The organism is Sphaerisporangium sp. NBC_01403 (assembly GCF_045040145.1).
GTDB lineage: Bacteria > Actinomycetota > Actinomycetes > Streptosporangiales > Streptosporangiaceae > Sphaerisporangium > Sphaerisporangium viridialbum.
Genome location: NZ_CP109534.1, coordinates 341356 through 353039 on the forward strand (window position 1 = coordinate 341356; position 11684 = coordinate 353039).

The 11684-nt window shown below is 69.7% G+C and carries 14 protein-coding genes; 13 read left to right on the plus strand and 1 reads right to left on the minus strand.

Annotation, left to right across the window (positions count from 1 at the left end; all coding sequences use genetic code 11):
- Nucleotides 1-80: 80 nt before the first annotated feature.
- The 13 genes from ffh to dprA all read left to right on the plus strand — a co-directional run bounded on the left by ffh (nucleotide 81) and on the right by dprA (nucleotide 11175).
- Nucleotides 81-1637, plus strand: coding sequence for a signal recognition particle protein (gene ffh, locus OG589_RS01430; RefSeq protein WP_405145413.1), 1557 nt, complete (start codon nucleotides 81-83; stop codon nucleotides 1635-1637).
- Between the two features lie 209 nt (nucleotides 1638-1846).
- Nucleotides 1847-2311, plus strand: coding sequence for a 30S ribosomal protein S16 (gene rpsP / locus OG589_RS01435; protein WP_405145415.1), 465 nt, complete (start codon nucleotides 1847-1849; stop codon nucleotides 2309-2311).
- Nucleotide 2312: 1 nt separating this feature from the next.
- Nucleotides 2313-2555, plus strand: coding sequence for an RNA-binding protein (locus OG589_RS01440; RefSeq protein WP_358547504.1), 243 nt, complete (start codon nucleotides 2313-2315; stop codon nucleotides 2553-2555).
- Nucleotides 2556-2661: 106 nt separating this feature from the next.
- Nucleotides 2662-3177, plus strand: a complete 516-nt coding sequence (rimM, locus tag OG589_RS01445; RefSeq protein WP_405145416.1) for a ribosome maturation factor RimM — start codon at nucleotides 2662-2664, stop codon at nucleotides 3175-3177.
- Between the two features lie 12 nt (nucleotides 3178-3189).
- Nucleotides 3190-3975, plus strand: a complete 786-nt coding sequence (gene trmD / locus OG589_RS01450) for a tRNA (guanosine(37)-N1)-methyltransferase TrmD (protein WP_405151937.1) — start codon at nucleotides 3190-3192, stop codon at nucleotides 3973-3975.
- 162 nt (nucleotides 3976-4137) lie between these two features.
- A complete protein-coding gene (gene rplS / locus OG589_RS01455; protein WP_344949337.1) occupies nucleotides 4138-4503 on the plus strand; it encodes a 50S ribosomal protein L19 in 366 nt (121 codons plus the stop codon).
- 153 nt (nucleotides 4504-4656) lie between these two features.
- Nucleotides 4657-5535 carry a signal peptidase I gene (gene lepB / locus OG589_RS01460; RefSeq protein WP_405145419.1) on the plus strand — a complete coding sequence of 293 codons (879 nt, stop codon included), beginning with the start codon at nucleotides 4657-4659 and terminating at the stop codon, nucleotides 5533-5535.
- 145 nt (nucleotides 5536-5680) lie between these two features.
- Entirely contained in the window at nucleotides 5681-6310 is a 630-nt protein-coding gene (lepB, locus tag OG589_RS01465; protein ID WP_405145420.1) for a signal peptidase I, read from the plus strand.
- Nucleotides 6311-6440: 130 nt separating this feature from the next.
- The gene (locus OG589_RS01470; RefSeq protein ID WP_405145421.1) at nucleotides 6441-7136 is read left to right on the plus strand and encodes a ribonuclease HII; all 696 of its coding nucleotides are present in this window, start codon (nucleotides 6441-6443) and stop codon (nucleotides 7134-7136) included.
- A 39-nt stretch (nucleotides 7137-7175) separates the two neighbouring features.
- Nucleotides 7176-7499 carry a DUF2469 domain-containing protein gene (locus OG589_RS01475; protein WP_030511723.1) on the plus strand — a complete coding sequence of 108 codons (324 nt, stop codon included), beginning with the start codon at nucleotides 7176-7178 and terminating at the stop codon, nucleotides 7497-7499.
- Nucleotides 7500-7893: 394 nt separating this feature from the next.
- Nucleotides 7894-8247: a YraN family protein gene (locus OG589_RS01480; RefSeq protein WP_405145424.1), complete on the plus strand. Its 354-nt coding sequence runs from the start codon at nucleotides 7894-7896 to the stop codon at nucleotides 8245-8247.
- A complete protein-coding gene (locus OG589_RS01485) occupies nucleotides 8248-9789 on the plus strand; it encodes a YifB family Mg chelatase-like AAA ATPase (protein ID WP_405145425.1) in 1542 nt (513 codons plus the stop codon). It abuts the gene before it with no gap.
- An 87-nt stretch (nucleotides 9790-9876) separates the two neighbouring features.
- Nucleotides 9877-11175, plus strand: coding sequence for a DNA-processing protein DprA (gene dprA / locus OG589_RS01490; RefSeq protein WP_405145426.1), 1299 nt, complete (start codon nucleotides 9877-9879; stop codon nucleotides 11173-11175).
- A 3-nt stretch (nucleotides 11176-11178) separates the two neighbouring features.
- Here dprA and OG589_RS01495 read toward each other — a convergent pair whose 3' ends face one another.
- Nucleotides 11179-11553 carry a murein hydrolase activator EnvC family protein gene (locus OG589_RS01495; RefSeq protein WP_405145427.1) on the minus strand — a complete coding sequence of 125 codons (375 nt, stop codon included), beginning with the start codon at nucleotides 11551-11553 and terminating at the stop codon, nucleotides 11179-11181.
- Nucleotides 11554-11684: the final 131 nt, after the last annotated feature.

Consider the following 11684-nt stretch of genomic DNA (forward strand, 5'->3'; position numbering starts at 1 on the left):
CCCGCGGAGCGGATAGGCTGGGAGGTCGAGTCGCAGACGCAAACCCCGGACGACCCGTAGCGCAGAGGCTGGCCAATCACGTGTTCGAGACGCTTTCCGACCGGCTGACATCGGTCTTCTCCTCCCTGAAGTCCAAGGGGAGGCTGTCCGACGCCGACATCGACGCGACCTGTCGCGAGATCCGCATCGCCCTTCTCGAGGCGGACGTCGCGCTGCCGGTCGTCAAGGACTTCGTGTCCCACGTCAAGGAGCGCGCCCGGGGCGCGGAGGTCTCCCAGGCGCTCAACCCCGCCCAGCAGGTCGTCAAGATCGTCAACGACGAGCTGGTGCAGATCCTCGGCGGCGAGACGCGGCGGCTGAGGTTCGCCAAGAACCCGCCGACCGTCATCATGCTCGCCGGCCTCCAGGGCGCGGGCAAGACCACGCTGGCCGGCAAGCTCGCCCGCTGGCTGCGCGAGCAGAACCATGCCCCGCTCATGGTCGCCGCCGACCTGCAGCGGCCCAACGCCGTCCAGCAGCTCCAGGTGGTCGGGCAGCGGGCGCAGGTCCCTGTCTACGCCCCCGAGCCCGGCAACGGCGTCGGCGACCCGGTCGCGGTCGCGCGCGAGTCCATCGAGCACGCCAGGCGCCAGCAGCACGACATCGTCATCATCGACACCGCGGGCCGCCTCGGCATCGACCAGGAGCTGATGAAGCAGGCCGCGGACATCCGCGACGCCGTCAGCCCCGACGAGGTCCTCTTCGTCGTCGACGCGATGATCGGTCAGGACGCCGTCACCACCGCGCAGGCGTTCATGGAGGGCGTCGGCTTCGACGGAGTCGTGCTCACCAAGCTCGACGGCGACGCCCGCGGCGGTGCGGCGCTCTCGGTGCGGCACATCACCGGCCGTCCGATCATGTTCGCCTCGACGGGTGAGAAGCTCGAGGACTTCGACGCCTTCCACCCCGACCGCATGGCCTCGCGCATCCTCGACATGGGTGACATCCTCACCCTGATCGAGCAGGCCCAGCGCACCTTCGACGAGGCCGACGCGGCCAAGATGGCGGGCAAGCTCGCCTCCGGCGACGGCTTCACGCTCGACGACTTCCTCGAGCAGATGATGATGGTCCGCAAGATGGGGCCGCTCAAGAACCTCCTCGGCATGATGCCCGGCATGGGGCAGATGCGCGAGCAGCTCAACCAGGTCGACGAGCGCGACCTCGACCGGGTCGCGGCGATCATCCGCTCGATGACCCCGGCCGAGCGCCAGGAGCCGAAGATCATCAACGGCTCGCGGCGCGCCCGCATCGCGCGCGGCTCCGGCGTCAGCGTCACCGAGGTCAACAACCTGGTCACCCGCTTCTTCGACGCGCAGAAGATGATGAAGCAGGTGGCGGGCGGCATGGGCATCCCGGGCATGCCGGGGGGCCGCAAGGGCAAGGCCGTCCAGAAGAAGGCCAAGAAGGGCCGCCGGGTCAGCGGCGACCCGCGCAAGGCCGCGCTCGGCAAGGCGGGGGCCGCCGACGGCGGCTCGGCCGCGCCGCAGCTACCTCCGGGGCTCGGCGGTCTCGGTGGCCTCGGCGGGCAGCTTCCGCCCGGCATCGAGCTCCCGCCGGGCTTCGACCCCTCGAAGCTGCGGCTGCCCGGCCAGAAGTAGACCCTGTTCTCCGCTGTTCTCCGCCGATTGCGCGCCGATTCGGACAGCGGTCGAATCATCTGGCAGAATGGCATGTTGGAACACCGTGACCGTGGGTGCCCTCTCACCCCCGCGCGTCACGGCTTGTCCCTCGGGCGGTCATCCCGTCGTGCCCCACTCGGCGAGACGCCCGCTCACCCACGCTCGAAAGTCCAGGAGAGACCACACCCGTGGCAGTCAAGATCAAGCTCAAGCGGCTCGGCATGATCCGCAACCCGCAGTACCGCATCGTGGTGGCGGACAGCCGCACCAAGCGTGACGGCCGTGCGATCGAAGAGATCGGCCTCTACCACCCCAAGGAGAACCCGTCGTTCATCCAGGTGAACTCCGAGCGGGCGCAGTACTGGCTGGGTGTCGGCGCGCAGCCGACCGAGCCCGTCCTGAAGCTGTTCAAGCTCACCGGTGACTGGCAGAAGTTCAAGGGCGAGGCCGCCCCGCCGGCTCTGCTCGTCGCCGAGCCCAAGGCCGACCGTCACGCGATCTACGAGGCCGCCGCGAAGGAGTCGCTCGCGAGCGACGCCGGCACCGGCAACGCCACCACGGCGCGCAAGCCCAAGAAGACCGTGAAGGCCGACGAGACCCCCGCGACCCCGGCCGAGCCGGCCGCGGAGGAGAAGCCGGAAGGCGAGGCCTGAGGTGCTTGAGGAAGCCCTCGAGCATCTGGTCAAGGGCATCGTCGAGCATCCCGACGACGTTCTGGTTCGTGCCCGCCGCATCCGCAGTGGGCGCGTCCTCGAGGTCCGGGTCCATCCCGAGGATCTCGGCAAGGTCATCGGCCGCGGTGGCCGTACGGCGAAGGCGCTTCGCACCGTTGTGAACGCCCTCGCCGACGGCAAGTACGTAAGGGTCGACCTGCTCGACCTGAACGAAGCCCGGTAGCGAGACCTCAGAGGCCACGACCCTCTGGACAGGGGACCCCCGGCAGCCGGGCGGTCCCCTGTCGCGGTTCCGGGGCATTGGTACGAACTTTCGAAGGAGTAGCGACGTGCAGCTCGTCGTCGGCCGCATCGGCCGCCCGCACGGCATCCGTGGCGAGGTGACGGTCGAGGTGCGCACCGACGACCCCGAGGCGCGCTTCGCCCCGGGCACCTCCCTGGCGACCGACCCCGCGGGCACCGGGCCGCTCGTCGTCGAGCGCATGCGCTGGAACAAGAACATCCTGGTGCTGGGCTTCGAGGGCATCGCCGACCGCAATGAGGCGGAAGAGCTGCGCGACACCATTCTGGTGATCGACTCCTCGGAGATCCCGCCCCCCGGCGACCCCGACGAGTTCTACGACCACCAGCTCATCGGCCTGTCGGTGGTGACGACCGGAGGCGAGGCCGTCGGCGAGATCGTCGACGTCCTGCACCACGGCCAGGACCTCCTCGTGATCCAGCGCGATCAGGGTGAGGTTCTGATCCCGTTCGTCAAGGCCCTGGTCCCCGAGGTCGACCTGGACGCGAAGCGGGTCGTCGTGGACGCCCCGCCCGGCCTGCTCGACCCGGAAGAGACGGTCTGACCGGTGACGGGCATGCGCGTCGACATCATCTCGATCTTCCCGGAGTACTTCGCCCCGCTCGACGTGTCGCTGATCGGCAAGGCGCGGCAGCGGGGTCTGCTCGACATCCGGGTGCACCAGCTCCGCGACTGGACCCACGACGTCCACCGCACGGTGGACGACACGCCGTACGGCGGCGGCCCCGGCATGGTGATGAAGCCCGAGCCGTGGGGCGAGGCCATCGACGCCGTCGCGGGCTCCGCCGAAGGCCCGCCGAGGCTCGTCGTGCCGACGCCCAGCGGGCGGCCGTTCACCCAGGAAGTCGCCCTGGAGTACGCCAAGGAGCCCTGGCTGCTCTTCGCCCCCGCCCGCTACGAGGGCATCGACGCCCGGGTCATGGCCGAGTACGGCTCGCGCCTGCGCCTCGACGAGGTCAGCATCGGCGACTACGTGCTGGCCGGAGGAGAGGCCGCCGTGCTGGTCATCGTCGAGGCCGTCGGGCGCCTGCTGCCCGGCGTGCTCGGCAACGCCGGCTCGGTCGCCGACGACTCCTTCGCCCCCGGCAGCATGGCCGGGCTGCTGGAGGGCCCCGTCTACACCAAGCCTCCGGTCTGGCGCGGCCACGAGGTGCCGCCGATCCTCCTCTCGGGCAACCACGGGGCGATCGCCCGGTGGCGGCGGGACGAGGCGCTGCGCCGTACGGTCGCCAAGAGGCCCGAACTGGCCGCGAGGCTCGACCCCGGGAGCCTTGACAAGCGTGATCGTGAGGTGCTCGACGACGCTTCGTTTCGCGTCCCGCCGGAAGATATGGCAAACTGAATCGCTGCTGCCAACTGCCCTGCGGTTGGCGTGGCCGCTCCGGGCCGACGGGCCCGGCATCCGAGACGTATTCAGCCCAGTGCTCGTGTCTTCCTCGTAGTCGTGCTTCAGGCATGGCCGGGCGGACCTCCGAGCGCTCGCTTCAAATGAGGAACCGCTGTCATGCACACGCTGATCCAGGAGCTTGAGAAGGCCTCCGTACGTAGCGACGTTCCGAGCTTCCGCCCGGGCGACACGCTCGAGGTCCACGTCCGCGTCGTTGAAGGCAACCGGTCCCGTATCCAGGTCTTCAAGGGATTCGTGCTTCGCCGCCAGGGCGGCGGGGCCCGCGAGACGTTCACCGTCCGCAAGGTGAGCTACGGCGTGGGCGTCGAGCGCACGTTCCCGGTGCACAGCCCGGTCATCGAGAAGATCGAGGTCGTGACCCGCGGTGACGTCCGCCGGGCGAAGCTCTACTACATGCGCGACCTGCGCGGCAAGGCGGCCCGCATCCGCGAGAAGCGCGACGCGCTGCCCACCGGCAAGTAGGCCCGCACCACATGTGGCCCGCACCCGCGAGGGATGCGGGCCATTTTGCTGAGCCGGATGACCGCTCCATCCGGCCGGATCGCCGAGTTTCTTTGGATGCCATGCCGAGTCGGCGACCCGCCGGGGAGCATGCATCATTTAGGCTCGACAGCGATGACTAGCGATGGCCAGGGGGCCGGCGGTCCGCGCCGCCCCGTCGAGGACGAGGTAGACGTGGTCGCGGAAGACACCAAGTCGACAGCCAAAGACGGCAAGGGGAAAAAGGGTTCCTTCTGGCGCGAGCTACCTGTTCTGGTGGTGGTCGCGCTGGTCCTGGCGCTCATCATCAAGAGCTTCGTGATCCAGGCCTTCTACATCCCATCCGAGTCCATGGAGAACACCCTGCTGGTCAACGACAGGGTGCTTGTCAACAAACTCGTGTACCACACCCGTGACATCGAGCGCGGTGACGTCGTCGTGTTCTCGGGCGTCGACTCCTGGGCCAGCGAGATCCAGGTGCCAGAGCCGTCCAACCCCGTGGCGGGCTTCTTCCGCTGGGTCGGCACGGCCTTCGGCGTGGTCCCGGGCGAGAAGGACTACATCAAGCGCGTCATCGGCGTTCCCGGAGACACGGTCAAGTGCTGCGACACCCAGGGCCGCGTGACCGTGAACGGCGTTCCCCTCGAAGAGAAGGCCTATCTCTACCCGGACGACCAGCCGTCGCAGAAGTTCTTCGAGATCAAGGTGGAGAAGGGCCGTCTGTGGGTGATGGGCGACCACCGCTCGGTCTCCTACGACTCCCGTTCCCACCAGGGCGATCCCGGCGGCGGGGCGATCCCCGCGGACAAGGTGGTCGGGCGGGCCTTCGTCATCGTGTGGCCGTTCTCCCGCGCGACGACGCTGCCGATCCCCGACACCTTCAACCAGGCCGCGCTGAAGACCGCCGCCATGGTCGGCGGCGCCTCGCCGCTGCTGCTGGGCTTCGCCGGAGCGTTCCCCCTCATACGGCTGCGCCGGCGCGTGCTCGACAGGGCCGGCGGTCGTTCCTACTGACCTTCGCCTCCGGCCGGCGCTGTCAGGGAAGGGCCCTTCCCGGCCCCCTGACGGCCGCCCGGCCGTCGCGCGGCGTCGTGGTCATCCCCCCACCAGAACGAAGGAGAAGGGGCTTCCTCCCCCCAGTGGTGTGCCCCGCGGTTCTATGAGCGTCATCGAGGAGAAGCCGGAGCCCGAGGACGTGCAGGGCACGTCCGCCCCGGAGGACGAGTCCAAGGGTGCCAAGAAGTCCGGCTGGCGGGAGTCGGTCCTGCTGGTGCTCGGCGGGGTGGCCGTCGCGGTCCTGGTGCGCCTGTTCGTTCTGGACTCCTTCTGGATCCCGTCGGAGTCCATGGAGGACACCCTGCTGATCAACGACAGGGTGATCGTCAACCGGCTGTCCGGTGACCTCGGGCGTGGCGAGGTGGTCGTCTTCAAGGGCTGGGACGGCACCACCACGATCAAACGAGTCATCGGCATCGGCGGTGACCACGTGAAGTGCTGTGACGCCAAGGGGCGCATCACGGTCAACGGGGTGCCGCTCGACGAGGAGTCCTATCTCAACCCGCAGGACTTCCCCTCGCAGAAGAAGTTCGACATCACCGTTCCCAAGGGCCGGCTGTGGATGATGGGAGACCATCGCGCGGCCTCGGAGGACTCCCGCGCCTTCATGGACGACGGGTTCCACGGCACGATCTCCACCGGCGACGTGATCGGCAGGGCCTTCGCGCTCTACTGGCCGCTGTCGCGGATGGGCACATTGCCGGTTCCCGAGACGTTCTCAAAGGTGCGATAGCGTACCCCTCCGGCCGATTGGGGCGTAGGCTTGGGCGCATGGTCGCGCTCGTATCGCCGTTGATCGGCCAGGGGGCTCGACTCTCGCGCAGGTCCGTTCCCTCGCGGCGGGGCGCCGAGCCGCCTGTCTTATGACTGTTCTTTTTCGCCCGCGCCCCAGCGTCGTACGGCGGGACTCAGGGCTCTACGGGTACGAGCGCGCGCTCGCACGACGTGGCCTGTCCCCGGTCGCCGGGGTCGACGAGGCGGGCCGCGGAGCATGCGCCGGTCCGCTGGTGGTGGCCGCGGTCGTCCTCGGATCCGAGATCGACGGACTGGCGGACTCCAAGCTGCTCACTCCCGCCCGGCGCGAGGTGCTCCACGACCGCATCCTCGCGACCGCGCGGGCGGTCAAGGTCGTGGTGATCCCGCCCGAGGAGATCGACGCGCGCGGCCTGCACAAGTGCAACATCGCCGGGATGCGGCGGGCCGTCGCCGGTCTCGGCTGCGATCTCGGGTACGTTCTGATCGACGGGTTCCCGGTGCCCGGCCTGCCCGCGCCGTCTCTGGCCGTGTGGAAGGGTGACCAGGTCTCGGCGTGCGTGGCGGCGGCGTCCATCGTCGCCAAGGTGACCAGGGACCGCATGATGATCTCGCTGGACGACCTGTCTCCCCAGTACGGCTTCGCCGAGCACAAGGGGTACGTCACGCTCGGGCACCGGCGAGCACTCGCCGCTCACGGCCCCAGTCCGCATCATCGGTTCTCCTTTGTAACAGTGAACTCGGTGGTGCGGTCAGGACCTGGCACGGAGATAGGCGAGAATGGGGTGGGGGCCGGTGTCGCCTGATTGGTCGCGCCGGGGGAGGAAGGGAAGTGGAGGACCGGGATGAGCGCAGAGGATCTCGAGAAATACGAGACCGAGATGGAGTTGCAGCTCTACCGGGAGTACCGCGATGTGGTCGGCTTGTTCACCTATGTCGTTGAGACCGAGCGGCGCTTCTACCTGACCAACTCCGTCGATCTCGACGTGCGCACCGCCGAGAACGGCGATGTCTTCTTCGATGTAAAGATGCAGGACGCCTGGGTGTGGGACATGTACCGTCCTGCGAGGTTCGTCAAGAACGTCCGTGTCGTCACGTTCAAGGACGTCAACGTCGAAGAACTGGCCAAGCCCGACCTGGAGATGCCCAAGGAGGGTTTCTCCAGCTGATCTCAGGTGATGAGCCACTGGGGTCGACTCCGTAGGGCCATGGTGAAGTGCTGGTTCGCGCCCGGGGTCGGTCCACAGACGTTCTCGGCCGGTCTTCGAAGAACACGCTGACCGGGGCCGGGTGCCGCGCTCTGCCTCAGGTCGGGTCGCGAGGCCTTTTCCACAGGGAGCGGCCGACGCGTCCGGCTCGCCTTCTTCGGGCAGCGGAGCCGGTGATCTTGGAAACCCCCTTTCACCTGGCTGGATGCGCCTGAGCTCTGGGGCCGTCCACAGGGCGCCGACCCTTGGGCGGTCGTCCACAGGCCGTTCGGCCGGGCCTTCTTGTCCACAGAGCCCGGTTCTGTAGCCGGGCGACCGCGTGGCGTGCGCGAACGTCGGGGCCGGAGGTGGTCCCATGGCCGCGACGCACGAGCTTGGAAGGCACGGCGAGCAGCTCGCCGTCGATTACCTGCGGGCAGCAGGTCTGCAGATCCTGGAGCGCAACTGGTGTTGCCCCGAGGGTGAGATCGACATTCTGGCCCGTGACGGGCCCGTTCTCGCGGTCGTGGAGGTCAAGACCCGCTCGGGCCGCAGTCACGGCACCGCGTTCGAGGCCGTGACACAGGCGAAGCTCGCGCGGCTCCGCACGCTGGCGGCCAGGTGGCTGAGCGGCCAGCCCGAGTGGTTCGCCTCGGTCCGCATCGACGTGATCGCACTGGAGCGGTTCGCCGGAGAGTTCTCCATCCGGCACGACCGGGGAGTGTCCTAGATGGCCGTCGCCCGCACGCGCTGCGTGGCGCTGGTCGGGGTGAGCGGCCACGTGGTCGAGGTGGAAGCCGACGTGGGCCACGGCATCGCGGGGGTCACCCTGATCGGCATGCTCGACACCGCCCTGAGCGAGGCCCGTGACCGCGTCCGCTCAGCAGTGATCAACAGCAGGTACGCCTGGCCGGACGCACGGGTCACCATCAGCCTCTTCCCCGCCAGCCTGCCCAAACGCGGGAGCCTGTTCGATCTCGCGATCGCGATCGCGTTGCTCGGGGCGGCGGGCCTGGTCCCGAGGGAGCGCGTCTCCCTCCCGTTCTTCCTCGGGGAGCTGGGGCTCGACGGCACCGTCAAACCCGTGCGCGGTGTCCTGCCCGCGGTGGTGGCGGCGGCCGAGGCGGGGGCCGCCTGCGTGGTGGTCCCTGTGGCGAACGCCGCGGAGGCCGGGCTCGTGCCGGGTGTGACCGTGGTGCCGGTGCTCACCCTCGCCGAGCTGGTCGAGTGGCTGCGCAGTGGCGATCCGGCCCACATGCCCACGCTGCCCGACACCCCCGAGCCCTCGCCGCCGGCCGATCCGCACATGGGCCCTTCACCCGACCTGTCGGACGTCGCCGGGCAGGCCATGGCACGCCGTGCCCTCGAAGTGTGCGCCGCGGGCGGTCACAACCTCTGGATGATGGGGCAGCCCGGCACCGGCAAGACCATGCTCGCCGAGCGGCTGCCCACCCTGCTCCCGGCGCTCGGCCGCGACCAGGCGCTGGAGGTCACCGCCATCCATTCGGTCGCGGGAGTCCTGCCGCCGGGGCGCCCGCTGCTGAGGCACCCGCCGTTCATGGCGCCACATCACACGGCGACGATCGCCGCCATCGTGGGCGGGGGCAGCGGCGTGATCCGGCCAGGAGCCGTCTCCCTCGCCCACAGAGGGGTCCTGTTCCTCGACGAGGCGCCCGAATTCCCGTCCCGCGTTCTCGACTCGCTCCGCCAGCCGCTGGAGTCCGGACAGGTCACCGTGGCGCGGGCTGCGGGCACGGTGTCGTTTCCCGCCCGATTCATGCTGGTCCTGGCCGCGAACCCCTGCCCGTGCGCCCAGCCGTCCACGCCAGAGAGCCCTTGCCAGTGCACGCCCCACCAGCGCAGACGCTACCTCGCCCGCCTCTCGGGGCCGCTGATCGATCGCATCGACGTCAAGGTGCGGCTCGCACGCTCGACCCGGCGCGAGCTGCTGTCCGACCGCCAGTTCATCGAGCCCAGCGCGGTCGTGGCCGAGCGTGTCTCGATGGCCCGTGAGCGCACGCTCAAGCGGTTGGCGGGCACGCCGTGGAGGTCCAACGCCGAGATCCCCACTGCGGTCCTGCACGGCGAATACCGGCTGTCCCCGTCCGCGATGTCACCCCTCTACCGGTGTCTGGACACCGGAGAGCTGAGTGCCCGCGGCCTCGACCGTGTCATACGAGTTTCCTGGACCCTCGCCGACCTCATCGGCAAGGTCAAACCCGACGTAGCCGAGACCAACACCGCCCTGAGCCTGTGGCTGGGCGCCGAATGAACACCACCTCCCCAAACCCACACGAAGATTCCAGCTCTCACCAAACCCCCCCTCGCTAACGGAACCCCCGGCACCACCCCGACCCCCATGCCCAGCACCGACCGTGAACCCACCGCCGTCCGCGATCACGCCCCCAACCTCCACGCCGGCACCGGCCTCCGTCCCGGCACTCCTGGCGAGGCCACCGGGAGGGGCGGCACCCCTGGGGAGGCCGGGAGGGGCGGCGGCCTTCGGTGGGATGCCGGGCGGCTGGCCAGGGTGACCCTCATGCGGGTGGCGGACGCGGGAGACGGCGTGATGGGCAGGCTCGTCGCCGCCTACGGTCCCGAGGGAGCCCTTGGGCAGGTGCGGTCGGGGCGGCTCGATCCCGGGTTCGTCGAGAAGTTGACGGCCAGGAAGGGGCGGCCACCCGACATCGATCGCATCCTGGGAGCGTGGCGGGCACGCCTTCCGGCGGCCGATCCGATCGCGGACCTCACCGAGGGCGAACACCTGGGTGCCCGCCTGATCGTTCCAGGTGATCTGGAGTGGCCCACTCAGCTCGACGATCTCGGAGCTGAACGGCCGTTGGGCCTCTGGCTCCATGGAAACGCCGATCTCCGCTTCTCCTGCCTTCGCTCCGTGGCCGTGGTGGGGTCCAGGGCGGCCACGCCCTATGGCACCCACGTCGCCGCGGAGCTGGGTGCCGGCCTGAGCGAGGCGGGCTGGACGGTCATCTCAGGTGGCGCCTACGGAGTGGACGCGGCGGCGCACCGAGGCGCTCTGGCAGGTGCCGCGCGGACCGTCGCGGTGCTGGCCTGTGGCACCGACATCGCGTACCCCGCCGCCAACCAAGATCTGTTCAGTGCGATCCGGGGGAGAGGCGTGGTCGTCAGCGAGTGCCCTCTGGGTGTCCGGCCCACGCGGCTGCGCTTTCTCGTTCGCAACCGGGTCATCGCAGCGCTGTCCCGAGGCACTGTGGTCGTCGAGGCGGCCCTGCGCAGCGGAGCACTCAACACCGCCGGCCATGCCATCAGCCTGAGACGCCACCTCGCGGCCGTGCCCGGCCCGGTGACCTCGGAGAACTCCGCCGGGTGCCACCGGCTGATCCGAAGGGCGGAGGCCGTGTGCGTGACGTCGGCTCGCGAGCTGATCGAGCTGGTCGGAGCGATCGGCGAAGATCTCGCTCCGGAGCCGAGGGGGCCCGTGCTGCCACGGGACGCGCTTGACGGCGAGACCCGCAGCGTCCTGGAGGCGGTGCCCGCGCGGCTCGGCACCGGACCCGCGACGATCGCGGTCACGGCCGGCGTCGACCTCCTGACGGTGCTGCGCTGCCTCGGAGCCCTCGCCGCCGCCGGATACGTAGAACGCGTAGACCGAGGCTGGCGCCTCCGCCGAGGCAAGTAGCACTTAGCGGGGCCATCGGGGGAGGAGGCGTACCTGGCCGAGGCCGATCAGGAGGAGGGCGTCGAGGTAGCGGCCCTCGTCGATCAGGCCCCAGTGCAGGCAGGATGCGGGGCAGTGGCCGGCACTCGTCTCGACGTGGCCGATCACATCCCCGAACTCGACCGTCTGCCCGCGCCGGACCGACGCGTGAACGGGCAGGTACGTGGTGCGGAGTCCTCCGGGGTGGACGATCATCACCACACCTCGTCCGGCGAGCGGTCCGGCGTACCCCACGACGCCCGCACCGGCCGCCCTGACCGCCTGACCCGGCCGGGCCGCGAGGTCCACTCCCCGATGACCCGGGAGCCACACCTGCGCGGGTGGAGCGAAGCGGCGCATGATCTCTGGAGCCCCATCAAGCGGCAGTCGCCACCGAGGCCGTGTTGGACCAGGCAGGCCGGAGCCCTTGAGGCCGTTGTCCGGGGTGCCAGGCATGCCCGGGCCAGTCGACCTTAACGGGCTGGTCGGAA

Coding starts and splice junctions, on each gene's coding strand:
- trmD (WP_405151937.1), top strand. CDS start 3,190: ATGCGCGTCGACATCATCTCGATCTTCCCGGAGTACTTCGCCCCGCTC.
- rplS (WP_344949337.1), top strand. CDS start 4,138: ATGCACACGCTGATCCAGGAGCTTGAGAAGGCCTCCGTACGTAGCGAC.
- lepB (WP_405145419.1), top strand. CDS start 4,657: ATGACTAGCGATGGCCAGGGGGCCGGCGGTCCGCGCCGCCCCGTCGAG.
- lepB (WP_405145420.1), top strand. CDS start 5,681: ATGAGCGTCATCGAGGAGAAGCCGGAGCCCGAGGACGTGCAGGGCACG.
- OG589_RS01470 (WP_405145421.1), top strand. CDS start 6,441: ATGACTGTTCTTTTTCGCCCGCGCCCCAGCGTCGTACGGCGGGACTCA.
- OG589_RS01475 (WP_030511723.1), top strand. CDS start 7,176: ATGAGCGCAGAGGATCTCGAGAAATACGAGACCGAGATGGAGTTGCAG.
- OG589_RS01480 (WP_405145424.1), top strand. CDS start 7,894: ATGGCCGCGACGCACGAGCTTGGAAGGCACGGCGAGCAGCTCGCCGTC.
- OG589_RS01485 (WP_405145425.1), top strand. CDS start 8,248: ATGGCCGTCGCCCGCACGCGCTGCGTGGCGCTGGTCGGGGTGAGCGGC.
- dprA (WP_405145426.1), top strand. CDS start 9,877: ATGCCCAGCACCGACCGTGAACCCACCGCCGTCCGCGATCACGCCCCC.
- OG589_RS01495 (WP_405145427.1), bottom strand. CDS start 11,553: ATGCGCCGCTTCGCTCCACCCGCGCAGGTGTGGCTCCCGGGTCATCGG.